Genomic DNA, 24,886 nt, shown 5'->3' with positions numbered 1-24,886 from the left:
GCGGCTGGACTCTGGCAACATGGCTCGGCAATATCCGCCGTTAACAGCGGAAATTGCTGATCAAAGCGGGGAAATCGAACAGATGTCGGTACGTCAGACTTTGCTTGCAGTGGCCACGGCTTCCATCCTGGCACTAGCCATGGCGCCGGCATCGGCCCAGACCCTGCGCTATGCCAACCAGGGCGATCTCAAATCGCTGGACCCCTACACCCTCAACGAGACCACCACCCATGCCCATCTCGGGCATGTGTTTGAAGGTCTCGTCGCCCGCGACAAGGACCTGAAGATCGTCCCCGCGCTGGCGGAGAGTTGGGAAACGCCGGAGCCGACCCGCTGGCGGTTTCATTTGCGCAAAGGCGTGAAATTCCAGAACGGCGATCCCTTCACCGCCGACGACGTGGTGTTCTCGGCCGACCGCGTTCGCAAGAAGGGTTCGAACCTGCAGACCCGCATTCCCACCGACGCCAAGGTCGTCAAGGTCGACGACTACACGGTGGATTTCATCCTGACGTCGCCCAATCCCATTCTCAACTCGCAATGGGATACCTGGTACATCATGGACAAGAAATGGGCCGAGGCGAACAACGCCGTCGAGCCCACGCCCGCCGCCGCGACGACGCCGAGCTTTGCCTCGCTCAATGCCAACGGCACCGGCCCGTTCACGGTCGAAAGCCATCAGCCCGGCGTCAAGACCGTGTACAAGGCCAATCCGAACTGGTGGCGCAAGCCGGAGCATAACCTCAAGGAGATCGTGTTCACCCCGATCGGCTCCGACGCCACGCGCGTCGCCGCCCTGCTCTCGGGCGAAGTCGACGTCATCGAGCCGGTACCGATCCAGGACATCACGCGGATCGATTCCAGCCCGAACGCGCAGGTGCTGAAGGGACCGGAACTTCGCACCATCTTCATCGGCATGGATCAGGTGCGGGACGAACTGCTCTATTCCAACATCAAGGGCAAGAACCCGTTCAAGGACGTCAGGGTGCGCGAGGCCTTCTTCAAGGCCATCGATATCGAACTGATCAAGACCCGCGTCATGCGCGGCCTGTCGACGCCCTCGGCCCTGATGATCGCCCCGCAACTGTTCAAGCTGTCCGGTGACTTCACGCGGCCGAAATTCGATCCAGAGGGCGCCAAGAAGCTGCTGACCGCAGCAGGCTATCCCGACGGCTTCGAAGTCACGATGGACTGCCCGAACGACCGTTACGTCAATGACGCCGCGATCTGTCAGGCGGTCGTCGGCATGCTCGCCCGCATCGGCGTCAAGGTCACGTTGCTGGCCCAGCCCAAGGCGCAGTATTTCGCCAAGGTGCTGAAGCCCGGTGGCTACCAGACTTCGTTCTATTTGCTTGGCTGGACGCCCGGCACGCTGGATTCCCACAACGTCCTGTTCGACATCATGGGCTGCCGCGACGATCCCAAATCCAGCCGCGGCGAGGCCAATCTCGGCGGCTACTGCAACAAGAAGCTCGACGAACTCACCGACAAGGTGCTGCAGGAGTCGGACACGGCCAAGCGCGACCTTCTGATCAAGGAAGCGTACGAGATCGGCGCCAAGGACTTCAGCTATATCCCGTTGCACCAGCAGGCGCTGGCCTGGGGCGTGTCGAAAAAAGTGAAGCTGACGCAGCGCGCCGACAATCAGGTTCTGCTGTACTGGGCGACCAAACAGGACTGATCGGGCTTCAACACAGGTCCCGGCGGCTCCATGGCTTCCGGGACCTTTTCTTTTTCGAAGCGACCGCGGCGTCTACCGCCGCACCACAGGGCAGTGAAAGGAATTCATGCTCGCTTTCACTCTTCGCCGCGCTATCCAGGCCATCGGCGTCATGATCGCGGTCGGCGTCATCGCGTTCTCGATGTTCCGCTTCGCCGGCGACCCCGTCAACCAAATCGTCTCACTGGATACGCCGGCGGCCGAGCGCGAGGCGGTACGCAAGTCGCTCGGCCTCGACGATCCCGTGCCGGTGCAGTTCGCGCGCTATTTTATCAATGCCGCGCAGTTCAAGTTCGGGGTTTCCTATCAGTTTCGCCAGCCGGTCTCGAACCTGCTGATGGAGCGGATGCCGGCGACGCTCGAGCTTGCGTTCTGCGCCACCGTGCTTGCCATGGTGTTCGGCATCCTGATGGGGGTCTATTCGGCGCTGCGGCGCGATACGATCCTGACGAAATTCTTCCAGGCGGTGTCGCTGATCGGAATCTCACTGCCGACCTTCCTGATCGGCATTCTCCTGATCTACCTGTTCTCGGTGACGCTGGGCTGGCTGCCTTCTTTCGGCCGCGGCGACGTGGTGCGGATCGGATGGTGGACCACCGGATTGCTCACCCTTTCCGGGTTGAAGGCGCTGATCATGCCCTCGATCACGCTTGGTCTGTTCCAGATGACCCTGATCATGCGGCTGGTGCGCGCTGAGATGCTCGAAGTGCTCCGTACCGACTACATCCGCTTCGCCCGCGCCCGCGGCCTGACCACGCGCGCGATCCACTTCGGCCATGCGCTGAAGAACACGCTGGTGCCTGTGATCACCGTCGCCGGCCTGCAATTTGGCTCGGTAATTGCTTTTGCCATCATCACCGAAACCGTCTTCCAGTGGCCGGGGATGGGATTGTTGTTCGTGCAGGCCGTGCAGAATGTCGATATCCCGATCATGGCCGCCTACCTCTTGATGGTCTCGCTGATCTTCGTCACCATCAACCTGGTGGTCGATATCCTCTACACCGTCGTCGATCCGCGCCTGCGCTCGACCATCAGCCGTCCGGCATAAGCGAGAAATCCGATGTCCGACGCCGTGGTGCCACACCGAGTTGAGCCGAATGCGCCAGATGCGCGCACCGGTACGAACTGGCTGAAGCGCGCGCTCGACAGCGATATCTTCTATTCGTTCCGCCGTTCGAAAATGACCATGGTGGCGGCGGCGGTCACCGCCCTGTTCTTCCTGCTGGCGATCTTTGCCTCGCAGCTTTCGGTGCAGAACCCGTTCGACCCGGCGCAACTGCAATTGATGAACTCGCGGATCTCGCCGCTGTGGACCGCCGAGGGCCAGAGCCCGTTCCTGCTCGGCACCGACGAACAGGGCCGCGACGTGTTCTCCGCCATTCTCTATGGCCTGCGGATATCGCTGATCGTCGGGCTGCTCGGCGTAATCTTCGCCGGCACGCTCGGCATTACGCTCGGGCTGATCGCAGGCTACGTCGGCGGCGCGGTCGACGGCCTGATCATGCGGATCGCCGACGTGCAGCTTACCTTCCCTGCCATCCTGATCGCGCTGTTGGTCAATGGCGTCGCCAAGTCCGTGCTCGGCAACCGGCTGGATGCCATGAGCACGCTCGGCGTGCTGGTGATTGCGATCGGCCTGAGTTTCTGGGTGCAGTATGCCCGCACCGTGCGCGGCTCCGTGATGGTCGAGAAGAACAAGGACTATGTCGCCGCCGCCCAACTGATCGGCCTGCCCGCGCCGAAGATCATGCTGCGCCACGTGCTGCCGAACACGATGGGTCCGATACTCGTGATCGCGACGATCAACCTCGCGCTGGCCGTCATCACCGAGGCGACGCTGTCGTTCCTCGGCGCCGGCATGCCCGACACCATGCCATCGCTCGGCACCCTGATCCGGATCGGCAACAACTATCTGTTCGCCGGCGAATGGTGGATCGTCGCCTTCCCCGGCATCGCGCTGGCCGGCCTGATCCTCGCCATCAACCTGCTCGGCGACTGGCTGCGCGACGCCCTCAATCCAAAGCTCCGATGACCACGCCTGTCCTCTCCGTTCGCAACCTCGAGGTGGAATTCCTCACCCGCCGAAGCACGCTGCGCGCGATCAACGGCGTGTCCTTCGACATCGCCAAGGGCGAAGTGCTCGGCGTCGTCGGCGAATCCGGCGCCGGCAAATCGGTCACCGGGCTCGCGGTCATAGGATTGATCGACCCGCCCGGCCGCATCTCGGGCGGCGAGATCTATTTGTCGGGGACGCGGATCGATCACCTGCCGCCGGAGGAGATCCGCCGCGTCAGGGGCAAACGGATCGGCATGATCTTTCAGGATCCGCTGACGAGCCTCAACCCGCTCTACCGGATCGGCGACCAGATCGTCGAGACGATCCGCACCCATCTGAATCTGTCGGAGACCGCCGCACGCAAGCGCGCCATCGATCTGCTGGCGGAGGTCGGCATCCCCGCGCCGGAGAAGCGCATTGATGCCTATCCGCACGAATTCTCCGGCGGCATGCGCCAGCGCGTCGTGATCGCGCTCGCGATCTGCGCCGAGCCGGAACTGATCATCGCCGACGAGCCGACCACCGCGCTCGACGTTTCCGTGCAGGCGCAGATCATCTCGCTGATCAAGCGGCTCGGTCGCGACCACGGCACCGCGGTGATGCTGGTGACCCACGACATGGGTGTGATCGCCGAGACGTCCGACCGCGTGGCGGTTATGTATTCGGGGCGGATCGCCGAGATCGGCCCGGTTCAGGACGTGGTGCAGAACCCGATGCATCCCTACGCCAAGGGCCTGATGGGGGCGATCCCGACGCTCGCCGGCGAGGAGAAACGCCTGGTGCAAATCCCGGGTTCGATGCCGCGCCTGTCGGCGATCCCGCCGGGCTGCTCCTTCAATCCGCGCTGCGCCTTGGCCTTCGACCGTTGCCGCGTCGACCGGCCCGAACCGCTCAGGCAGGGCTCGCATGCGGTGGCCTGCCATCTTTACGATAGCGCCCCCGTCAAGGAGACCGCGGCATGACGGCCTCCTTTGTCGATGTACGGAATCTTCGCCGGGTGTTCGACGTCTCGAAGCCGTGGCTCAACCGCGTGCTCGAGGGCGGCCATCTCGAATTCCTCAAAGCCGTCGACGGCGTGACCTTCGATATCCGGAAGGGCGAGACCTTCGCACTCGTCGGCGAGTCCGGCTCGGGCAAGACGACAGTGGCGCGGATGGTGGTGGGATTGCTGCCGCCAAGCTCGGGCGACGTCATGATCGACGGCGTATCGATGACCGATGCGAGGCAGGCCCAGGCCCGGCAGCGGCTACGCCGCCGCATCCAGATGATCTTCCAGGACCCCTATGCGAGCTTAAATCCACGCTTCCGGGTCGATGCCATCGTCTCCGAGCCGATCCGCGCCTTCAACCTGATCCAGGGCGAGCGCGACATCGCCGCCCGCGTCGGCGAACTCCTGAGCCTTGTCGGGCTGCATCCCGACGACGGGCTGAAATATCCGCATGAATTTTCCGGCGGCCAGCGCCAGCGCATCGCGATCGCGCGGGCGCTCGCCTCCGAGGCCGAATTCATCGTCTGCGACGAACCGACGTCGGCGCTGGATGTCTCCGTACAGGCGCAGATCCTCAATTTGATGCGCGACCTGCAGGACAAGTTCGGCCTGACCTATCTCTTCATCAGCCACAATCTCGCCGTGGTCCGCCACATGGCGACGCGCATCGGCGTGATGTATCTCGGCCGCATCGTCGAGATTGCCGAGGGGCGCGAACTGTTCGCCAATCCGCGGATGCCCTACACCAGGATGCTGCTGGGCGCGGTGCCCGATCTGGCAATGTCCGGCCGCCAGCGCATTCCGGTCAAGGGCGAGATTCCGAACCCGATCGATCCGCCGCCCGGCTGCGCCTTCAATCCCCGCTGCCCGCTGGCCTTCGACCTCTGCCGCAAGCAGGCGCCCGCACTGATCGACGGCGTCGCCTGCCACGCCGTCAACCATCCGGTTGAGACTGCCGCGGCGGTATGATGGCGGGGATGGCAGCAATGCGTGGCATGCCACAGGTTGGCATTCAGCCGCGCCTGTGGTCAAGTGCGCCAGCATCGCGATACCAGCCCGGCATTGGATTCCCATGAGCAACATCAATCCCGATCCCTTCACCACACGCCCGGAAATCGAAGGCACGTTCGGTGTCGTCACCTCCACCCACTGGATCGCGACCGCCGTCGGCATGAGCATTCTGGAAAAGGGCGGCAACGCCTTCGATGCCGGCGTCGCAACGGCTTTCACGCTGCAGGTGGTCGAGCCGCATCTGAACGGTCCCGGCGGCGACGTCCCTGTTATCGTGCACGACGTCAAGCGCGGCCGCACCGAGGTGATCTGCGGCCAGGGACCGGCGCCCGCGAAAGCCACCATCGCGCACTACAAGAGCGAGGGGCTGGAGATGGTGCCCGGCACCGGCCTGCTCGCGGCCTGCGTGCCCGGCACGTTCGAATCCTGGATGCTGCTGCTGCGCGATTACGGCACGATGCGGCTGCGCGACGTGCTGGAGCCCGCGATCGCCTATGCAAGCAACGGCTATCCGCTGGTCGAGCGCGCCTCCGCCACCATTCAGGTGGTCGAGAAACTGTTCAGGAAGCACTGGACGACGTCGGCCGCCGTCTACCTGCCGAACAATGAGGTGCCGCGGCCCGGCACGCTCTTCACCAACCAAAAACTCTCGGAAACCTATGCGCGCATCCTGAAGGAGGCCGAAAGCGCCGGCGGCGATCGCGTCGCGCAGATCGAACGTGCGCGCAAATCCTGGTCGCAGGGTTTTGTGGCCGAGGCGATCGACAAATTCTGCCGCACGCAGGAAGTGATGGATGTCTCCGGCTCGCCGCATCGCGGCGTGCTCTCAGCCGACGACATGGCGCGCTGGCAGCCGACCGTCGAGGCGCCGCTGACCTACGACTACGGCCGCTACACGGTGTGCAAGCCCGGCGTCTGGAGCCAGGGTCCCGTGATGCTGCAGCAACTCGCGCTGCTCAGGGGTTTTGAGCTCGACGGGCTCGATCCCGCCGGTCCCGAATTCATTCATCTGCAGATCGAATGCGCCAAACTCGCCTTCGCCGATCGCGAGAAGTTTTATGGCGACCCCAAATTCACCGACATCCCGATCGCGACCTTGCTGTCGGATTCCTACAACGACGAGCGCCGCAAGCTGATCTCGCGGGATAAGGCCTCGCTCGATTTCGTCCCGGGTTCGGTGGAAGGCTTTGGCTCGGTCGTCAAACTGCGTCGCGCCGAGGGCCATCGCGAGGCTGTCGGTGCCATGGGCGCAGGCGAGCCGACCGTCGGCCGCTTTGGCGAAGTGCGCGGCGACACCGTGCACTTCGACATCATCGACCAGGCCGGCAACATGATCTCGGCGACGCCTTCCGGCGGCTGGCTGCAATCCTCGCCGGTCATTCCCGAACTCGGCTTCTGCCTCGGCAGCCGCGCGCAGATGTTCTGGCTGGAAGAGGATCATCCGGCGGCGCTGGCGCCGGGCAAGCGCCCGCGGACCACGCTCTCGCCGACCATCGCGCTGCGCGACGGCGAGCCTTACATGGCCTGGGGTTCGCCCGGCGGCGACCAGCAGGATCAATGGACCACGCAATTCTTCCTGCGCCACGTGCACGCCAGGCTGAACCTGCAGGAAGCGATCGACGCGCCGGCGTGGCACTCCGAGCATTTCCCGATCTCGTTCTGGCCGCGCACCGCGCGTCCCGGCGTGCTCGTGCTCGAAAGCCGCGTGCCGAAGGCGACGGTCGATACGCTGAAGGACCGCGGCCATGTCGTCGAGATCGGCCCCGAATGGTCCGAGGGACGCCTCACCGCCGCCTCCAGGGTTGGCCGCCGCCGCCGCGCCGCCGCCAACCCGCGGGGCATGCAGGGTTATGCAGCGGGCCGGTAAATAGAGGGACGAAACAGATGACCTGGTCGATCATCGCCCGCGATCCGATAACCGGCCAGATCGGCATCGCGGTTGCGACCAGGTTCTTCGCGGTCGGTGCGCGCGTGCCGCACATCGCGCCGGGCATTGGCGGTGTCGCGACGCAGGCGCTGGTCAACCCTTACTATGGCATCGACGGCGTCAAGCTGCTGCGCGAGGGACGCAGCCCGCGCGAGGTGATCGATACGCTGATTGCCGCCGACAACGGCCGCGAGGCCCGCCAGCTTCATGTCATCGACATCAAGGGCCGCATCGCCGCGCATACCGGCAAGGAATGCATCGACTGGTGCGGACATATCCAGGGCGACGGCTATTCGCTTGCCGGCAACATGCTGGCCGGCGCCGCCGTGCTCGACGACACCGCAAGAGCCTATGTCGCGAACGCTGCCCTGCCCTTTGCGCAACGGCTGATCGTGGCGATGAAGGCCGGCGAAGCGGCCGGCGGCGACAAGCGCGGCAAGCAGTCGGCGGCGCTGTTGATCCATGGCGAGGAGGAATGGTCCGAGCTCGACCTGCGCGTCGATGACCATACCGATCCGCTCGCCGAGCTAGAGCGTCTCGAACAGGTCAGCCGCGAAAGCTGGGTGCAGTTCCGCTCCTTCGTGCCGACGCGGAAGAACCCGGCCGGGATCACCGACCGCGCCGTGATCGATGCAACGATCGAAGCCGCGATGGCGGCCAAGGCATGACCGCGAGCCCGCTGATCGAGATCGAGCGCCTGCGCGTGCTCTTTCATGGCGACGATGGCCGCACCACGCATGCGGTCGACAGCGTCGACCTCAGCGTCGCCAATGGCGCGACGCTCGGCCTCGTCGGCGAGTCCGGCTGCGGCAAGAGCGTGACTTCGCTGGCGATCATGGGGCTGTTGTCGAAGGGGTCCGCCGAGGTCTCCGGCTCGATCCGCTTCGACGGGTTCGACCTGCTCGATGTCCCCGACGAGACGCTGCGCGATCTCCGCGGCAACCGTCTCGCGATGATCTTCCAGGAGCCGATGACCTCGCTCAATCCGAGCTTCACCATCGGCGACCAGATCATCGAGACCATCCTGCGCCATCGCGGTGGAACGCGGCGGCAGGCTCGCGAGCGCGCGATCGAGCTGTTGCGCCGCGTTCACATTCCCTCACCCGACAAGCGGATCGACGAATATCCGCACAAGCTCTCGGGAGGCATGCGCCAGCGCGTCATGATCGCGATGGCGCTGGCCTGCGATCCGCGCCTGCTGATTGCCGACGAGCCGACCACGGCGCTCGACGTCACGCTTCAAGCGCAGATCCTCGACCTCATGCGCGAGCTGAAGGCGGCCTCGGGCGCGGCCATCATCCTGATCACCCACGACCTCGGCGTGGTCGCCGAGGTCTGTGATGAGGTCGCGGTGATGTATGCCGGCGAGATCGTCGAGCGCGCGCCGGTCGACGAACTCTTTGCCAATCCGCAGCATCCCTACACCGTCGGCCTGCTCGGCTCGATCCCGCGCCTCGATCGCCGCACCGCGCATCTGGCGACGATCGAGGGCATGGTGCCGAACATGGCAAGCCCGCCGGCCGGTTGCCGTTTCGCCGCGCGCTGTCCCTTTGTCGTCGAGCTTTGCGTGGCCACGCGACCGCCGCTCGCAATGGTCACCGACGGTCACGCCTCGCGCTGCATCCGCGCGCCGCTCGAGAAGCTGGTATCATGACCGCGCTTCCCTCCGTTCCCCGGGCGCAGTGCAGCGCAAGCGAAGCGCAGTGGTGCATTGCTGAACCGGGGCCCACCATTGATCCACGGCACCATGGGTCCCGGTTCTGCAACGCATCGCTTCGTGCTGCGCTGCGCCCGGGACACGAGGGAGGCCGACGGTGACCGCGCTTCTCGAAGTGGAAGGGCTGGTGAAGCATTTCGCGGCTGCCCGCTCCGTGCTGGGCCGCCCGACGGCCTATGTGAAGGCGGTCGACGGCGTCAGCTTCACCGTCGAGGCCGGCAGGACGCTGGCGCTGGTCGGCGAGTCCGGGTGCGGAAAATCCACCGTGAGCCGGCTGGTGCTGCGGCTGATCGAGCCGGATGCCGGCACCGTTCGCTTCGAGGGCCGCGACCTCGGCACACTCGGCGCCAATGAACTGCGCGCTTTTCGCCGCAATGCGCAGATCATTTTCCAGGATCCCTATGCGTCGCTCAATCCGCGCATGACGGTGAGCCAGATCCTGACCGAGCCGCTGGTGCTGCACGATCTGGTGCCGGCGGCGCGGCGGCGCGAGCGGGTGGACGAGTTGCTGCGGCTGGTCGGGCTGGAGCCGCGCTTCGCCCGTCGCTATCCCCATGAATTCTCCGGCGGCCAGCGCCAGCGCATCGCGATCGCGCGTGCGCTGGCCGTGGAGCCGAAGCTGATCATCTGCGACGAGCCGGTATCCGCGCTCGACGTCTCGATCCGCTCGCAGATCCTCAATCTGCTGCGCGATCTGCAGGACCGGCTCGGCCTCGCCTATATCTTCGTCTCTCATGACCTCGCCGTCGTAAAGCACATCGCCGACCGCGTCGCGGTGATGAATCTCGGCGGCATCGTCGAGACGGCGGAAGCCGAGGCGCTGTTCGCAGCACCCCGCCATCCCTATAGCCGCGCGCTGTTGTCGGCCATTCCCGTGCCGAAGCCGCAAGCCAGGCGCAGCCGTATCGTGCTGGAGGGAGAGATGCCGAGCGCGCTCGATCCACCCGCGGGCTGCCGGTTTCATACCCGCTGCCCCCATGTCATCGCGCGCTGCCGCACCGAGGTTCCGGCGCTGCTTGCAGACAATACGGGACACGCCACTGCCTGTCACCGCACCGCGGAATTGCCGCCGCCCGGGGCGATCGTTCCCGCCGATGGCGGCTTCTCGCCGGTGCTGGAAAAATTGGTCGCCGCCTTCAGCGGTGGCACGGAAGGTGCAGGCCACGGCGGGGTTGATCAATCAGGAATACGGCCAGCGCTGATGTAATCGTTGTCCGATGTAATCTTGGATCAAGGGGATCGCAGCAATGAAGACATTTCATATCGCAGTCACCGCGGCGGCGCTGCTGCTGTCGCTTCCAATGGCCGTGCAGGCCCAGACCACACTGCGGATCGGGCTGGCCGAGGATCCTGATATCCTCGACCCGACCATGGCGCGCACCTATGTCGGCCGCATCGTATTCGCCTCGTTCTGCGACAAGCTGTTCGACATCGACGAGAAGCTCAACATCGTGCCGCAGCTCGCGCTGAGCCACGAAACCTCGGCCGACGGCAAGGAAGTCACCATCAAGCTCCGTCCCGGCGTCAAGTTTCACGACGGCGAGACGTTCGACGCCGAAGCCGCCAAATATTCGATCGATCGACACCTGACCCTGCCCGGCTCGTTCCGCAAGCCGGAGCTCGCCAGCGTCGATCGTGTCGATGTCGTCGATCCCCTTACCATCAAGCTTGTGCTGAAGGCGCCGTTCTCGCCGCTGATCGCACAGCTCACCGACCGCGCCGGCATGATGGTTTCGCCCAAGGCGGCCAAGGAGGCCGGCGACAAGTTCGGCCTGCGCCCGGTGTGCGCCGGACCCTACAAATTCGTCGAGCGCGTCCAGCAGGACCGCATGGTGTTCGAGAAATTCGCCGACTACTGGAACAAGGACAATATCTTCATCGACCGCATCGTGTTCCTGCCGATCGTCGACGCCACGGTTCGGCTCGCCAACCTGAAATCCGGCGGACTCGACCTGATCGAGCGCGTGCTCGCAACCGACATCAAGGACGTCCGCGCCGATTCACGGCTGAAGCTTTCGACGGCGATCGAACTTGGCTATCAGGGCATCACGCTTAATATCGGCAAGGACAAAGCCAAGGGACCGCTCAGCCAGTCCGCCAAGGTGCGCCAGGCGCTCGATCTGTCACTCGATCGCGAAGCCATCAACCAGGTGGTATTCAACGGCGAGTTCAAACCGGGCAATCAGTGGGTCAACCCGGATCATCCCTATTACCAGAAGTCCTTCCCCATCCGCGGGCGAGACGTCGCGAAAGCAAAGGCACTGTTGAAGGAAGCCGGCGTCTCACCGCCGGTGACTGTCGATTTCATGGTGCCGAAGGGCGCGGAGACCGAAGCGGTCGCGCAGGTCGTGCAGTCGATGGCGGCAGAGACCGGCTTCGACTTGAAGCTCAGGGTCACTGAATTTGCGACCTCGCTGAAGCAGGCCGAAGCCGGTGAATATCAGGCCTTCATGCTGGCATGGAGCGGCCGGATCGATCCGGACGGCAATTCCTACGTCTTCCTCAAGACCGGCGCGCCGCAGAACTACAGCGCCTGGAGCAACGCGGTAGCCGACAAGGCATTGGACGATGCCCGGCTGGTCACCGATCTGGCGCAGCGCAAGGCGATTTACGAGAAACTTGCCGGGGTGGCGATGGAAGACCAGCCGCTCCTGTACATCTATCACCGCCGCATCCTGATCGCTCACACGACCAAGCTCGACGGCTACAAGCAGATGCCGGACGGGTTGGTGCGGGTGGTCGGGCTGAAGCTGAAGTGAGCCATGCTGAACTTCCTCGCGCGCCGCATCGTGCAGCTGATCCCGACGCTGTTCTTCGTGTCGGTCCTGATCTTCTCGCTGCAGCAATTGCTGCCGGGCGATCCGGCGCTGGTGATGGCAGGCGAGGAACGCGACCCTGACGTCATCGCGCAGATCCGGCAGCAGTACCGGCTCGACCAGCCGGTGCCGATTCAATATGTCTACTGGGTCAAGGGCGTGCTGTCGGGCGATTTCGGCGAGTCGCTGCGCAACAAGGTCCCGGTGCGCGAGCTGATCGCGCAGAAGCTGCCGGTGACGATGCAACTGGCGTCGATGGCGATCATCATCGCCTTCCTGATCGGCATTCCGGCCGGCATCGTCTCGGCGGTGAAGAAGGGCACGGCCTGGGACTATGGCGCCAATTTCTTCGCGCTGTGGGGCATCTCGACGCCGAATTTCTGGCTCGGCATCATGCTGATCTTCCTGTTCTCGATAAAGCTCGGCTGGCTGCCGGCCTCGGGCTATGTGCCGCTGACCGAGGATTTTCGCGCCAGCATCGCCTCCACCATCATGCCCGCCTTCGTGCTGGGCAACGCGATTGCCGCGATCCTGATGCGCCATACCCGCAGCGCCATGTTGCAGGTGCTGGAGAGCGATTACGTCCGCACCGCCCGCGCCAAGGGCCTGCTGGAACGGTCGGTCATTCTCAAGCACGCCATGCGCAATGCGCTGACGCCAGTGATCACGCTCGGCGCCCTCGAACTCGGCACGCTGCTGTCGGGCGCGGTCCTGACGGAACAGATTTTTTCGATTCCCGGTTTCGGCAAGCTGATCGTCGATGCCGTGTTCAACCGCGACTATGCGGTCGTGCAAGGCGTCGTGCTGGTGACGGCGACGATCTACATCACGCTCAACCTGATTGCCGACATCGCCTACATCCTCGTCAACCCGCGGCTGAGGGCGTAAGCCATGGCCGACGCCACACTCAACGCGCTACCGGTCGCGGCTTCCGACGAACTGGAGAGCCCGGCGCGGCGCGCGCTGCGCCGCCTGTTCAAGCGCAAGGGCGCGGTGGCCGGCCTCGTCGTGATTGCGACCTTCGTGCTGCTCGCGCTGTTTGCGCCGCTGATCTCGCCTTATGAGCCGATCGCGACGAGCTGGTCGCTGGTGCGCAAGCCGCCGTCCGCGCTGCACTGGTTCGGCACCGACGAGCTCGGCCGCGATATTCTGGCCCGCGTGATCTACGGCGCAAGGGCCTCGCTGCTGGCCGGCGCGATTTCGGTCGGGATCGCGCTGTCGATCGGCGTGCCGCTCGGCCTGCTGTCGGGCTATCGCGGCGGCTTCATCGACGCACTGATCAGCCGCATCACCGATGCGATGCTGGCCTGCCCGTTCCTGATCCTGGCGATCGCGCTGGCCGCCTTCCTGGGGCCCAGTCTCGGCAATGCCATGATCGCGATCGGCATCTCGGCGACGCCGATCTTCATACGGCTGACTCGGGGCCAGGTGATGAGCGTCAAGGTCGAGGACTATGTCGAGGCTGCGCGCGCCATGGGAAATCCGCGCTGGCGCATCGCGTTGTTCCATATCCTGCCCAACATCATGCCGGCGCTGCTGGTGCAGGCGACGCTGTCGATCGCGGCTGCGATCATCGCGGAAGCCGCGCTGTCCTTCCTCGGTCTCGGCCAGCAGCCGCCCGCCCCGTCCTGGGGCAGCATGCTGAACGCCGCGCAGCGCTTCCTGACCAACGCGCCCTGGATGGCGGTCTGGCCGGGGTTCGCGATCTTCATGGTCGTGCTGTCGTTCAACCTCGTCGGCGACGGCCTGCGCGATGCGCTGGACCCACGGGAGAGGTAGCGATGTTGCTCCTCATGGTGAGGAGGCGCGAAAGCGCCGTCTCGAACCATGAGGCCACGGGCGGGCCTCCATCCTTCGAGACGCGCGCAATGCGCGCTCCTCAGGACGAGGATCTAACTAAACCACCACCTCCCGCAGCACTCTCCTGCAATCCATCTCATACTCCAGATCGATCACCGGCGGCCGGGCGAAGTGCCAGGTCAGGCCGGCGCGCGCGGCGCCGCGGCGGACCAGCGCCTCGGCGAAGACGTGGTGGAAGTCGTGGATGGTATAGGTCTGCACCCCGGTCGCATCCTTCCAGCCGAAGCCGAACTCGCCCATGCGCCGCTCCATCACGCCGGCGACGTAGCGGACTTTTTCGGCAATCCCGTCGGGGCTGATGTCGCAGTAGCGCACGGTGCGCTCGGCGTAGCTCGCGTTGCCCTCCTGCGACTCGCCGCTGCCGGCAATCACGAAGCTCGGACCTGTGCCCTCGCTTGGCCGCGTGAAGGAAAAGGCATAGAACGACGGCTCGGATGGCGGATCGATCTCCGGGCAGACATTGCTGCGCGCCACCGGATTGGTGGTGCCGTCATAGACGGCCCATTCCGCCAGCGTCTTGACGTAGTGCAGGTTGAAGTTGCGAAAGCCCTCGTCGGTAAACGCCGCGGGGGATCGCAATTCGCAGGCGCAGAACGAGGTCAGCGGCCGGCCTGCCGCCCTGATGGTGTCAGCGATCCGGGCAAATCCCGCGGCCAGCGGCACCGGCCTGTCGAAACGCACCCGCTCGATCTCAAAACCCGGGCTGGCGGCGACGCCGCCGGAATACTGGAACACGGCGGGGATAAAGCGGTAATTGCCCGCGGAAAACTCGCTCGTCATGTTGGCTCCCTGCTTTTTCTTTCCTCTCTAGCATGGGGAACCGGCCGCGTCGCCGCCCTCGCGGCATGAAAAAACGGCGGCAGCGATATGAGCTGCCGCCGTCGATACCTCTTCCTAACCGCGAGCGCTCAGGTCGGCTTCAGCGCATTGTTGCCGAGATCGAAGTCAGCGATTTCCTTCGTGCGCTCCGAGTTGGCATGGGCCTGGTGGTCGGTGGCCATCCAGACATAGACCGCCGGCAGCACGAACAGCGTGAACAGCGTACCGATCGACATGCCCGCCACCACGACCAGGCCGATCGAGAAGCGGCTGGCCGCGCCGGCGCCGGTTGCCGTCAACAGCGGGATCAGGCCGGTGACCATCGCCGCCGTCGTCATCAGGATCGGACGCAGCCGGATCCGGGCAGCCATCTCGATCGCCGAACGCTTGTCGAGCCCTTCCTTGAGCTGCAACTCGTTGGCGAACTCGACCATCAGGATGCCGTGCTTGGTGATGAGGCCGACCAGCGTCAACAGCCCGACCTGGGTATAGATGTTGATGGTCGCCACGCCGAAGAACAACGGGATCAGCGCGCCGACGATCGCCATCGGAACCGAGATCATGATCACCAGCGGGTCCCGCAAGCTTTCGAACTGCGCCGCCAGCACCAGGAAGATGATGATCAGCGCAAAGCCGAAGGTGATCGCGAGCTGGTTGCCCTCCTGCACGTACTGGCGGGAATCGGCGAGATAGTCGTGACCGAAGCCGGTGGGCAGCTTCTTCGCTTCGCCCTCCAGGAAGTCCACCGCCTGGCCGACCGTCACGCCCGGCATCGGCACCGCCGAGAAGGTCGCCGAGTTGAGCTGGTTATAATGCGTGAGCGAGTTCGGATCGGTGGCGGTCTCGATCGACACGATGGTCGACAGCGGCACCAACTGCCCGGTGTTGGTCGGGACGTAGTAGCCGCCGAGCGATTCCGGCGATAGTCGCATCCCGCGCGGCACCTGCGGAATCACCTGATACGAACGTCCTTCGAGATTGAAGCGGTTGACGTAATTGCCGCCGAGCAAGGTCTGCAAGGTAGCGCCGACCTGGGCCATGTTGATGCCGAGGTCGCTCGCCTTGGAACGGTCGACGGAGACGCGCACCACCGGCTGGTTGAATTCGAGATCGCTGTCGGACACGATGAACAGGCCGCTCTTGCGCGCGGCGTCCTTCAGCTTGGCCATCTGCTCGTAGACGGCCTGGAATCCGGAAGTCGAATTGATCACCATCTGGATCGGCAGGCCGCCGGGTCCGCCGGGCAGCGGCGGCAGGTTGAACGCGAACGCCTGGACGCCTTCGATCTTGCTGATTTCGGCCTGCACCAGCGGCTTCAGCTTGATCGAGGAACGCTTGCGCTCATCCCACGGCTTGAGCAGCATGCCGGCGATGCCGCCCTGCGGCCCGTTGATGCCATTGAGGACGAAGCGCAAATCGGTCTCGGGGAAGCTGGCAAACGCCTTGTCGAGCTTCTCGCCATAGAAGTCGACGTAGTCGATGTTGGCGTATTTCGGCGCCTTGGTCACCGAGAACACGATGCCCTGGTCCTCTTCCGGCGCCAGCTCCTTGGCGGTGTTCATGTAGAGGAAGCCGACCATGCCGAGCATCGTCAGCGCGAACAGGCCGGTGACCGGCCGGTAATCGAGCGAGCGGTCGAGCTGACGTCCGTACCAGCGCGTCATCGCGCCGAACACACGGTTGACCAGCCTGGCAAACCGTCCCTCGTCCGCGCTCTTGAGCAGCACCGAGCACATCATCGGCGACAGCGTCAGCGCGATCACGCCCGATACGATCACCGAGCCTGCCAGCGTAAAGGCGAACTCGCGGAACAGCGAACCGGTCAGGCCGCCGAGGAACCCGATCGGCGCGTACACCGCAGCCAGCGTGATCGTCATCGAGATGACAGGACCGACGATTTCGCGCGCGCCCTGCAGCGACGCCTGTACGGGCGTCTTGCCCTCCTCCAGATGGCGGTGGATGTTCTCGACCACCACGATGGCGTCGTCGACCACGAGCCCGATCGCCAGCACCATCGCCAGCAGCGTCAGCAGGTTGAAGCTGAAGCCGAGGGCCAGCATCAGGCTGCAGACGCCGATCAGCGACAGCGGGATGGTGACGACGGGAATGATGACCGAGCGGAACGAGGCCAGGAACAGGAAGATCACGACCACGACGATCAGCACGGCCTCGATCAGCGTGTTCTTCACCTCGTCGATCGACGACTGGATGAACTTGGTCGAATCATACGCCACCTTCATCTTCATCGACGGCGGCAGGTTGCGCTCGATCTCCGGCATCAACGCGCGCACGCCCTTGACCAGCGTCAGCGGGTTGCCCTGCGGCGTCGCCTGCACGCCGATGAAGATCGCGCGCTCGCCGCTGAAGGCGACGCTCGCATCCGAGCTCTGGGCCGCAAGCTCGACGGTCGCGACATCCTCGATCCGCACGAAGCCACCGTCCTTGGACTTGACGATCATCTTCTTGAACTGCTCGAGGTTTCGCAGATCGGTATTGGTCTGGATGTTCGAGACGATGAAGTAGCCCTTGGCCTGCCCGGCCGCGGCCTGGAAGTTGTTGGCGGCAATCGCAGCCGATACGTCGCTCGGCGAGACGCCGCGTCCCGCCATCTTGACCGGATCGAGCCATAGCCGCATCGCAAAGGTCTGGCCGCCCAGAATATCGGCCGAGGCCACGCCGTCGACCGTCGACAGCACCGGCTGCACCACGCGCGTCAGATAGTCTGATATTGCCGAGCCGGAGAGCTCGTCGCTGGAGAAGCCGAGATACATCACGGCCGTGGTCTGGCCGGTGGTCTTGGTCACGATCGGGTCGTTCGATTCCTTCGGGATCAGGTATCGGACCGAGTTCACCTTGGCGAGAACTTCGGTCAGCGCCTGGTTCGGGTCGAAGTTCAGCTTGATGTAGACCTGGATCGTGCTGGTGCCCTGCACCGACGACGAGGTGATGTAGTCGACGCCCTCGGCGGAAGCGACCGCCTGCTCGATCGGCGTGGTGATGAAGCCCTGGATCAGGTTGGCCGAGGCGCCCGGATACACGGTGGTGACGTTGACCACCGTGTTCGACAGTTTCGGGTATTGCCGGATCGGCAATACCATGGCGGCCCGCAGACCGATCAGGAGGATCAGCAGGCTGACGACGACCGACAGGACCGGACGCTTGATGAAGATATCGGTTAAGGTCATCGCAGATCAATCCCGCTGAGTTCAGCATACCGGGCGCGGTCTCGTCACGAAGACCGCTGCCCGCCTTTCTCGTTCAGCACGGCCCGAGGGCCGCGCGATTATCCGTCAGTAGCGCGGCGGCTTTGCCGGAATCGGCGGCAACGGATCGTTCGAGATCGTCACCGCGGCTCCCGATTGCAGCTTGAGCTGGCCGACGGCCACGACGCGGTCGCCCTCCTTCAGGCCCTTGAGGATTTCGGCGCGTCCATCCACGCGGTTGCCGGTCTGCACGAAGGTCCGGGTCACCGTGAGGCTGGTCTTGCCATCCTCCTCCTTCTTCTCGGTGAGGAGATAGACCGAGTCGCCATAGAGCGTGTAGTCGACCGCGGTCTCCGGCACCGTGATGACGGGCGGCTTGTCCGGCAGCACCACCGTGGTGGTCGCGAACATGCCGGGTTTGAGGATCTTGTCCGGGTTCTGGATCGTCGCCTGCACGCGAATGTTGCGCGTGTCGGTCGCAATCTGCGGCTCGATCGTCGTGATCTTGCCTTCGAAGGTGCGGCCCGGATAGGCGTCGACGGCGATACGAACGATCTGGCCGACCTTGAGCTGGCCGGAATCCTTCTCCGTCACGGTGAAGTTGGCGAACAGCATCGACAGATCGGTCAGGGAGACGATCTGCGTGCCGGCAGTCAGATATTGCCCGACCTCGACCTTGCGCACGCCGAGCTCACCGTCGAACGGCGCCCGCACCATCTTCTGCGAGATGATCGCTTCGGTCTTGGCGATGCCGGCGCTGGCCTGTTCGAACACCGCCTGGGCGTTGTCGACCGTCGCCTGCGGTCCGACCTGACGCTCTGCCAGTTGCTTGGCGCGGTCCAGCGTGATCTGCGCGACACGCTGCTGCGCCTTGAAGTTGGCGAGGTCGCCCTGCTCCGGACCGTCAAACAACTGCACCAGCGGCGCACCCTGCTTCACGGTGGCGCCCGCCTTGAACATGATGTCGGTGATACGGCCGTTGACGTCAGACGTCACGTTGACCTGGTGCACGGCGGCGAGATCGCCGACCGCGGTCAGGAGATTCGGAATGGTTTCGGTCTTGGCCGCGGCGATGTTGACGCTGATCGGCGGCGGCGGCTTGCTGAAAATCTGCTTGAACAGATTGGGCAGGAACACGAACTTGAAGAACACCAGGCCGCCGACGACGGCGCCAAGCAGCACCCCAACGATCAAGAACCAGCGCACCGTCCGAACCGGCCGCTTGTGCGGCTTATCGGTAATCGGCTTGCCCGAAAGTTTGGGTTCAGTCACGATATTCATGTCATGCACTTTCCGCAGTTACCGATTGTCCCGGTTTCGGTGACAGCTCGCCGTCCAGATGAGAAGCAATTGCGGCCTCGGTAAGTCCGATGCCGCGCAGGATGAATTGAGTAAGCTGCCGCTCCAGATCGGCGGCGTTGCCGTAGGCGAGACAGGGCACGGCCGGAAGCCGCGTCAGCGCCGACATCAGCACGGTGTGGTGCGCGAACCAGAACAGGTTGAGCGGATCGCTGCCGATCCGCGCCGCATCGCCGGCCGCAACAGCGTTTTCGATCGACGCCGCAAACACCGGCCCGATCAGGCCGCCGATCTTGTCATAGAGCAGCCGCGCGAACTCGCCATCGTCAAGATGGCTCGTCGTCATCAGCCGCAAGCGCTGCGCTTCCTCCTGGTCGGAGCCATCGGACACTTCGATGAAGTAGCCGACCATCCCCTTGACCAGTTCCACCAGCGTGGCCGTCGAAGGCTCCTGGCCGAGCAGGTTGGCGAAATCCGGATCGGCCTCGCACTCCTCGGCCAGGATCTCTGCATAGAGCGCACCCTTGGACGGGAAGTGTTTGAACAACAGCCCTTCCGAAATAGCCGCGGCGGCCGCCACGCTCTTGGTCGTGGTGCCGGCAAAGCCGTTGCGGGCGAAGCATCTCTTGGCGGCGCTCAGGATCAATTGGCGCCGCAAGTCACTGGTCATGCGCAGGGTAGACATGGGGGCGTGAGTAATTACTCACCTAGACGAAGTCAAGCAGCTATTGCAGCGCACCAAATGAATTCCCAGGCAGGGTGGCGGCAATGACACAGCGTCATCGCCTTGTTTGAGCGTGATTTTTCGCGAAAATTGGCGCACACCCTGTCAGCTCATTTGGATTCGCGTGCAACCCCAAGGCGTTGCGAGAACCTCTGGTTGCCGGCCGCAACTGCGGCTTGACGGCCGGGGGCCGCCATCTAAGATCGTTGCAATTGCGACTAATTGGATGGCCGCACCGGCTGGTTCCTTCCAAAGCATATGGCGAGCCATGGATCTAGATGCGCGCGAACTGGCGGCCACATTCGATCTCGAAAAGCTGACGCCCGGGTTCTACGCCAACCCCTACCCGACCTACCGGGCGCTGCGCGAGAACGAGCCGGTCAAGCGCCTGCCGAACGGTTCCTATTTCCTGACCCGCTATGACGACCTGGTCGCGGCCTACAAGAACACCAGGGCCTTCTCTTCGGACAAGAAGAAGGAGTTCTCGCCGAAATACGGTAACTCCCCGCTGTTCGAGCATCACACCACGAGCCTCGTCTTCAACGATCCTCCCGCCCATACCCGCGTCCGGCGATTGATCATGGGCGCGCTCTCGCCGCGCGCGATCGCCGGCATGGAGCCCGACCTGATCCGGCTGGTCGACCGCCTGCTCGACGCCATCGCCGCCAAGGGCAAGGTTGACCTGATCGACGATTTCGCCACCGCCATCCCGATCGAAGTGATCGGCAATCTGCTCGACGTGCCGCAGGACGAGCGCGAGCCGCTGCGCGACTGGTCGCTGGCGATCCTCGGCGCGCTGGAGCCGGTGATCGGCCCGGAGGCATTTGCCCGGGGCAACAAGGCGGTGAGCGATTTCCTCGCCTATCTGGAGGTGCTGGTGGCGCGGCGGCGGGCCAGGCCGGGCAATCCCGACGGCGACGTGCTGACGCGGCTGATTCAGGGCGAGGATAATGGCGAGCGGCTGACCGAGAAGGAACTGCTGCACAACTGCATCTTCCTGCTCAATGCCGGCCACGAGACCACCACCAACCTGATCGGCAACGGCCTGGTGACGCTGTCGAACAATCCGGGCGAGAAACGACGCCTGATCGAGCAGCCCGCGCTGATCAAGACCGCCATTGAGGAAATGCTGCGGTTCGAGAGCTCGAACCAGCTCGGCAACCGCATGACCGTGGAGCCGTGCGAACTCGGCGGCGTGGCGATGCCGGCGGGTACATCGGTGACGCTGTGCATCGGTGCCGCCAACCGCGACCCGGCGCAGTTCGCCGATCCCGAGCGTTTCGATGTCGGCCGCACGCCGAACCGGCATCTCGCCTTCGGCACCGGCGCGCATCAATGCGCCGGGATGGCCCTGGCGCGGCTCGAGGGCGCGATTGCGATCTCGCGCTTCCTGGCGCGCTTTCCGGATTATGCGCTCGATGGCGAGCCGGTCCGTGGCGGCCGCGTGCGCTTTCGCGGGTATCTGAGCGTGCCGTGCAGGATTGGCCAGGCTATTTCGCCGCAAGCAGCGACGCCAACGCGCGTTCCATCGCCTGGCTCACGATGACCGCGGAGCGTTCGTCGAGATGAACGCCGTCGCCCCAGCGCAACTCGCGCCGGTTCACCTCGATCGGCAGCCATCGGGTCGAATCCGGAAATGCGGCGTGAACCACCTGCCGCGTGATCGCCGCATATCTCGAGCCTTCGATCGGCCCGGAATAGGGAAGCTCGAACAGAAGGACTCGCGCGCCGCGCTGCTCCAGGGTGTCGATCAACTCGCCAATTCTCTTGGCATTTAGCTGCGACGCATGCGTCGGATCTTCCGCATCGAACTGCTGCAGAGCGCGATCCGCGTAGACCTTATTGTCGAAATCGCTCGGCGGCTGCTCGATCAGTCTGCGCAGATTTTGCGCGACCTGCTCGTGCGTAAGCGGGGCGTGCAGCCGCTGCTCATAGGCGGCAACCGCTGCCCTGACCGGGCGAAAGAACCACGGCTCGGTGCTGCCGCGCGAGTAGCGCTCGACCAGCGCGGTGTCGGCCGGCCGTGTCAGAACATTTGCCTCGACCAGAATGATGTTCGGAAGGCGCGGCTGGTTCGCGACGATCTCCAGCCCGGTCACCGGCGAGCCTCCCGCAAGCGCCAGGTTCCGCAACCTTGGCGTCGCAAAATATTCCTCCTTGAGGCGGAATGTGAGCGAGCTGCCCAGCAGCACCACGTCAGGCAGCGCCTCGCGCATGTAGCGGCTCAGGGTGATCAGCGTGCCGTCCCGCGTCGTCGTCGCAGGTAACTGCAGCCCGCTGCCGAACCGAGCCGTGGCGACACCGCAGGCGATCAGGCCGACCGCCGCACCGACACCGCATTTCATCAACCACCGAGCGGCAGACACGCTTTTCCTCGCCTAGAACTGAAAATAGATGAACGACGTTTCGGGACCGGCTTCGAGATATGTCAGCGCGGCCATCGCGCCGTAGAGATACGGCTCCATCAGGCGCAACCTTGCCTCCGACAGAAGACGCAGGCCGAGATGCTGGATCATGACCGGCAGCGAATAGAGCAGCGCCAGGCTGTAGAACAGTTTTGTCGGGTTCGGATTCGTGCTCGGTGCGAACATTCCAGCGAGGTAGCCGGCCGCATGATCGAAATTGGGCAGCTTGAAGAAAATCCAGAGCATGGTGACACAGGTAAAGACGACAGTCCTGCGCGCCACCCGAAACGCCGCGACGTCGATCGACGCCAGCCACGGCAACATGGGGCGTTCGAGCACCAGCAGCAGGCCGTGCATCAATCCCCACGCCAGATAGCCGAGGCCGGCGCCATGCCAGAGGCCGCCCAGCCCCATCACGACCATCAGGTTCAAATAGGTCCGCCATACCCCGTGGCGATTGCCGCCGAGCGGAATGTAAAGATAGGTCCGCAGCCAGCTTGACAGCGAGATATGCCAGCGCGTCCAGAATTCGGAGAACGAAGCCGAGATATAGGGAAGATCGAAATTGACCGGCAGGCGGTAGCCGAACAACAGGCCAAGGCCGAGCGCAATCGCGGAATAGCCGAAGAAGTCAGCATAGATCTGATAGCTGTAGAGGAACACCAGCAGCCAGCGATCCTGAGTCTGCAGCGTCTCATAGAGCGGGAAGCTCATATAGGACGTCATCTCATCGAGGTTGTTCGCGACATACAGCTTGAAGAAGAACCCGCAGATGATCCATTTCGCAGCGTCGACGAACGGAATGTCCGCAAAATATTTCGGCTTGATCTGCGGCATGAACATTTCCGCACGCGTGATCGGCCCGGACACGAGCTGCGGAAAGAAGATGATGTAGAGGAAGACGCCGGTCAGCGTCGGCGGCGTCGCTTTGTGCCGGGTCAGGTCGACCAGCAGGCTGATATTGTGGAAGACGAAGAACGAAATACCGATCGGCAGCGGCAGTTTCAGAAGAAGGTCAAGCGGCGCAAAACCCACCAGGCTGGGAGACGCCGGATCGAGGAACAGAAACTTGTATTTGAAGAAGGCCAGCAGCGCGAGGTTGAAGGTAATGCCGACCGGCAGCCAGACCCGCCGGTTTCGCAAGGCGAGCACAAGAAACAGATAGGTTCCGAACACGGCGACGGCCAGCAGCGCCAACAATTCCGGCTGGCCGTATCCGTAGAAAAACAGGCTGGCGAACACCAGCAACTGGACCTGAAAGCGCCGTAGTGCCGGAAGATAATACGCCGCGAAAACGATCGCGACGAAGACGCCGAATTGCCAGGATGTGAAGGTCATGCCGCCCCAACGGGTGTTGGGGAAGGCCTAGCATTTCGATCCCATCAGGCCTAGCCGGAACCAGGCCTTCGATACCGCCGGACAGCCCGAACGCCGCCGGACTGCTGAGATCAGAGAGTTCTAATTACCGGCGGTGTTGAAGCGGGAAAGATCGCAATCGCGCTCGGCATATTTCACGCGCCGCAGGCCCTCGCTGTCTTCCACCACGACTGGCCGGCAACGGGCCTTCCATGCGGCCTGGCCGGCTTCATCGGCCTTCAGCTCTTCCGCGGTCCGGGGCACGACCTTTATCGTGCCCTGCCCGCCGACGTAGAAGTTGGTTTGCTGGCTTGCAAGCAGCGGCGTTCCGTTGGCAATGGCCGACGCCTTGGCGGCTTCGGCAGCCCTGGCCGAGCGAGCGGCCGAAGCGGCGTCCGCGGCATGGCCATGGTCCATCGCGAACTGCGCTGATGCGGACGAAACCGAAGCGACGACGATCGAGATTGCGATGAGGACGCGCATTGACCCTGCCTCTTGAAATGAATGCCTTTACGTCAGCATTGACGGACAAGCATTGAGGCGCCGTAAAGCGGCGTGACTAACCGGATCGCAATTTGATCGATAAAGATTTAGCGGTTCTTCGCCGCGTATGAGCCGCGCACGGCGCCGAAATCATCGCGCCAGACGCGCGAAAATGCTCCTCGCCGGCGGCGAGGAGCGAAGGCCGGCGCTTACTCGCTACGGCCGAACTCGCAGCCCTTGCGGGCATAGGTCAGGCGGGTGACGCCTTCGTCATCATAGGTACGCTTCGGCTTGCAGAACGCTTCCCACTTTTCAATGGAAGCTCGCCTTGCCTTCTCGTCCTCCTGCTCCTGCGCGGCATTGCGCGCGGGGTCGTCGAGATAGGATGTCGTGCAGACCCTGCCATAGAACTTGCTGGAGGTGCAGCGTTCCACGACCTGCCACGCCTGTGCCGACGACGACAGCAGAACGAGGGCCGCAATTGCGTAAAGGATCTTCATGGTAT

21 protein-coding genes are annotated in these 24,886 nt (G+C 63.9%); 13 read left to right on the top strand and 8 right to left on the bottom strand.

The features are described 5' to 3' along the window. Positions 1 to 82 precede the first annotated feature (82 nt). The 12 genes from V7E26_RS12015 to V7E26_RS11960 all read left to right on the top strand — a co-directional run bounded on the left by V7E26_RS12015 (position 83) and on the right by V7E26_RS11960 (position 14,011). Positions 83 to 1,678, top strand: a complete 1,596-nt coding sequence (locus V7E26_RS12015) for an ABC transporter substrate-binding protein (RefSeq protein ID WP_324416059.1) — start codon at positions 83 to 85, stop codon at positions 1,676 to 1,678. Positions 1,679 to 1,784: 106 nt separating this feature from the next. Beyond that, the gene (locus V7E26_RS12010; protein WP_324416057.1) at positions 1,785 to 2,765 is read left to right on the top strand and encodes an ABC transporter permease; all 981 of its coding nucleotides are present in this window, start codon (positions 1,785 to 1,787) and stop codon (positions 2,763 to 2,765) included. Positions 2,766 to 2,777: 12 nt separating this feature from the next. Further along, positions 2,778 to 3,749, top strand: coding sequence for an ABC transporter permease (locus V7E26_RS12005; RefSeq protein ID WP_324416055.1), 972 nt, complete (start codon positions 2,778 to 2,780; stop codon positions 3,747 to 3,749). Further along, a complete protein-coding gene (locus V7E26_RS12000; protein WP_324416053.1) occupies positions 3,746 to 4,735 on the top strand; it encodes an ABC transporter ATP-binding protein in 990 nt (329 codons plus the stop codon). Before V7E26_RS12005 ends, V7E26_RS12000 begins: the two co-directional genes overlap by 4 nt. After that, entirely contained in the window at positions 4,732 to 5,730 is a 999-nt protein-coding gene (locus tag V7E26_RS11995; protein ID WP_324416051.1) for an ABC transporter ATP-binding protein, read from the top strand. The genes V7E26_RS12000 and V7E26_RS11995 overlap by 4 nt, the downstream gene beginning before the upstream one ends. A gap of 103 nt (positions 5,731 to 5,833) precedes the next feature. Beyond that, positions 5,834 to 7,639: a gamma-glutamyltransferase family protein gene (locus tag V7E26_RS11990; RefSeq protein ID WP_324416049.1), complete on the top strand. Its 1,806-nt coding sequence runs from the start codon at positions 5,834 to 5,836 to the stop codon at positions 7,637 to 7,639. Positions 7,640 to 7,656: 17 nt separating this feature from the next. Next, a complete protein-coding gene (locus V7E26_RS11985) occupies positions 7,657 to 8,367 on the top strand; it encodes a DUF1028 domain-containing protein (RefSeq protein ID WP_324416047.1) in 711 nt (236 codons plus the stop codon). Continuing rightward, positions 8,364 to 9,353 carry an ABC transporter ATP-binding protein gene (locus V7E26_RS11980; protein WP_324416045.1) on the top strand — a complete coding sequence of 330 codons (990 nt, stop codon included), beginning with the start codon at positions 8,364 to 8,366 and terminating at the stop codon, positions 9,351 to 9,353. Before V7E26_RS11985 ends, V7E26_RS11980 begins: the two co-directional genes overlap by 4 nt. 160 nt (positions 9,354 to 9,513) lie before the next feature. Continuing rightward, positions 9,514 to 10,623 (top strand): ABC transporter ATP-binding protein, encoded by a 1,110-nt coding sequence (locus V7E26_RS11975; RefSeq protein ID WP_324416043.1) that lies wholly within the window; start codon positions 9,514 to 9,516, stop codon positions 10,621 to 10,623. Positions 10,624 to 10,663: 40 nt separating this feature from the next. Then, a complete protein-coding gene (locus V7E26_RS11970; RefSeq protein ID WP_442893391.1) occupies positions 10,664 to 12,175 on the top strand; it encodes an ABC transporter substrate-binding protein in 1,512 nt (503 codons plus the stop codon). A gap of 3 nt (positions 12,176 to 12,178) precedes the next feature. Then, positions 12,179 to 13,120 (top strand): ABC transporter permease, encoded by a 942-nt coding sequence (locus tag V7E26_RS11965; protein WP_324416041.1) that lies wholly within the window; start codon positions 12,179 to 12,181, stop codon positions 13,118 to 13,120. 3 nt (positions 13,121 to 13,123) lie between these two features. Beyond that, positions 13,124 to 14,011: an ABC transporter permease gene (locus V7E26_RS11960; RefSeq protein WP_324416039.1), complete on the top strand. Its 888-nt coding sequence runs from the start codon at positions 13,124 to 13,126 to the stop codon at positions 14,009 to 14,011. A gap of 117 nt (positions 14,012 to 14,128) precedes the next feature. Here the strand turns inward: V7E26_RS11960 and cnbZ are convergent, their stop codons facing one another. The 4 genes from cnbZ to V7E26_RS11940 all read right to left on the bottom strand — a co-directional run bounded on the left by cnbZ (position 14,129) and on the right by V7E26_RS11940 (position 20,098). Continuing rightward, a complete protein-coding gene (gene cnbZ, locus V7E26_RS11955; RefSeq protein ID WP_324416037.1) occupies positions 14,129 to 14,872 on the bottom strand; it encodes a 2-amino-5-chloromuconate deaminase CnbZ in 744 nt (247 codons plus the stop codon). Between the two features lie 128 nt (positions 14,873 to 15,000). Further along, complete coding sequence (locus V7E26_RS11950; protein WP_324416035.1) at positions 15,001 to 18,096, bottom strand: MexW/MexI family multidrug efflux RND transporter permease subunit; 3,096 nt, start codon at positions 18,094 to 18,096, stop codon at positions 15,001 to 15,003. A 105-nt stretch (positions 18,097 to 18,201) separates the two neighbouring features. After that, positions 18,202 to 19,395 carry an efflux RND transporter periplasmic adaptor subunit gene (locus V7E26_RS11945; protein ID WP_324416033.1) on the bottom strand — a complete coding sequence of 398 codons (1,194 nt, stop codon included), beginning with the start codon at positions 19,393 to 19,395 and terminating at the stop codon, positions 18,202 to 18,204. 1 nt (position 19,396) lies between these two features. Then, a complete protein-coding gene (locus V7E26_RS11940) occupies positions 19,397 to 20,098 on the bottom strand; it encodes a TetR/AcrR family transcriptional regulator (RefSeq protein WP_324416031.1) in 702 nt (233 codons plus the stop codon). A gap of 307 nt (positions 20,099 to 20,405) precedes the next feature. Here V7E26_RS11940 and V7E26_RS11935 point away from each other — a divergent pair, with 307 nt between their 5' ends. Next, positions 20,406 to 21,683: a cytochrome P450 gene (locus V7E26_RS11935; protein WP_324416029.1), complete on the top strand. Its 1,278-nt coding sequence runs from the start codon at positions 20,406 to 20,408 to the stop codon at positions 21,681 to 21,683. On the opposite strand, the gene V7E26_RS11930 is transcribed toward V7E26_RS11935, so the two are convergent. From V7E26_RS11930 to V7E26_RS11915, 4 genes are all read right to left on the bottom strand, one after another. Beyond that, positions 21,628 to 22,503, bottom strand: a complete 876-nt coding sequence (locus tag V7E26_RS11930; RefSeq protein WP_324416027.1) for a hypothetical protein — start codon at positions 22,501 to 22,503, stop codon at positions 21,628 to 21,630. The two genes, V7E26_RS11935 and V7E26_RS11930, sit on opposite strands and share 56 nt — an antisense overlap. 12 nt (positions 22,504 to 22,515) lie before the next feature. Next, entirely contained in the window at positions 22,516 to 23,880 is a 1,365-nt protein-coding gene (locus tag V7E26_RS11925; RefSeq protein ID WP_324416025.1) for an MBOAT family O-acyltransferase, read from the bottom strand. Positions 23,881 to 24,000: 120 nt separating this feature from the next. Then, entirely contained in the window at positions 24,001 to 24,381 is a 381-nt protein-coding gene (locus tag V7E26_RS11920) for a hypothetical protein (RefSeq protein WP_324416023.1), read from the bottom strand. Between the two features lie 209 nt (positions 24,382 to 24,590). Then, positions 24,591 to 24,881, bottom strand: coding sequence for a hypothetical protein (locus V7E26_RS11915; protein ID WP_324416021.1), 291 nt, complete (start codon positions 24,879 to 24,881; stop codon positions 24,591 to 24,593). Positions 24,882 to 24,886 lie beyond the last annotated feature (5 nt).

The sequence above is a fragment of the Bradyrhizobium sp. genome, assembly GCF_036735945.1.
Taxonomy (GTDB): Bacteria; Pseudomonadota; Alphaproteobacteria; order Rhizobiales; family Xanthobacteraceae; genus Bradyrhizobium.
Note: the sequence above shows the minus strand (reverse complement) of the source record. Positions and strands in the feature narration are given on the sequence as shown.

Bases quoted from the DNA above. Each gene is read 5' to 3' on its own strand.
- V7E26_RS11915 (WP_324416021.1), bottom strand. From the start codon at position 24,881: ATGAAGATCCTTTACGCAATTGCGGCCCTCGTTCTGCTGTCGTCGTCG.
- V7E26_RS11935 (WP_324416029.1), top strand. From the start codon at position 20,406: ATGGATCTAGATGCGCGCGAACTGGCGGCCACATTCGATCTCGAAAAG.
- V7E26_RS11920 (WP_324416023.1), bottom strand. From the start codon at position 24,381: ATGCGCGTCCTCATCGCAATCTCGATCGTCGTCGCTTCGGTTTCGTCC.
- V7E26_RS11945 (WP_324416033.1), bottom strand. From the start codon at position 19,395: ATGAATATCGTGACTGAACCCAAACTTTCGGGCAAGCCGATTACCGAT.
- V7E26_RS12000 (WP_324416053.1), top strand. From the start codon at position 3,746: ATGACCACGCCTGTCCTCTCCGTTCGCAACCTCGAGGTGGAATTCCTC.
- V7E26_RS11940 (WP_324416031.1), bottom strand. From the start codon at position 20,098: ATGTCTACCCTGCGCATGACCAGTGACTTGCGGCGCCAATTGATCCTG.
- V7E26_RS11985 (WP_324416047.1), top strand. From the start codon at position 7,657: ATGACCTGGTCGATCATCGCCCGCGATCCGATAACCGGCCAGATCGGC.
- V7E26_RS11960 (WP_324416039.1), top strand. From the start codon at position 13,124: ATGGCCGACGCCACACTCAACGCGCTACCGGTCGCGGCTTCCGACGAA.
- V7E26_RS12015 (WP_324416059.1), top strand. From the start codon at position 83: ATGTCGGTACGTCAGACTTTGCTTGCAGTGGCCACGGCTTCCATCCTG.
- V7E26_RS11950 (WP_324416035.1), bottom strand. From the start codon at position 18,096: ATGACCTTAACCGATATCTTCATCAAGCGTCCGGTCCTGTCGGTCGTC.
- V7E26_RS12010 (WP_324416057.1), top strand. From the start codon at position 1,785: ATGCTCGCTTTCACTCTTCGCCGCGCTATCCAGGCCATCGGCGTCATG.
- V7E26_RS11925 (WP_324416025.1), bottom strand. From the start codon at position 23,880: ATGACCTTCACATCCTGGCAATTCGGCGTCTTCGTCGCGATCGTTTTC.
- V7E26_RS12005 (WP_324416055.1), top strand. From the start codon at position 2,778: ATGTCCGACGCCGTGGTGCCACACCGAGTTGAGCCGAATGCGCCAGAT.
- V7E26_RS11965 (WP_324416041.1), top strand. From the start codon at position 12,179: ATGCTGAACTTCCTCGCGCGCCGCATCGTGCAGCTGATCCCGACGCTG.
- V7E26_RS11970 (WP_442893391.1), top strand. From the start codon at position 10,664: ATGAAGACATTTCATATCGCAGTCACCGCGGCGGCGCTGCTGCTGTCG.
- V7E26_RS11995 (WP_324416051.1), top strand. From the start codon at position 4,732: ATGACGGCCTCCTTTGTCGATGTACGGAATCTTCGCCGGGTGTTCGAC.
- cnbZ (WP_324416037.1), bottom strand. From the start codon at position 14,872: ATGACGAGCGAGTTTTCCGCGGGCAATTACCGCTTTATCCCCGCCGTG.
- V7E26_RS11980 (WP_324416045.1), top strand. From the start codon at position 8,364: ATGACCGCGAGCCCGCTGATCGAGATCGAGCGCCTGCGCGTGCTCTTT.
- V7E26_RS11990 (WP_324416049.1), top strand. From the start codon at position 5,834: ATGAGCAACATCAATCCCGATCCCTTCACCACACGCCCGGAAATCGAA.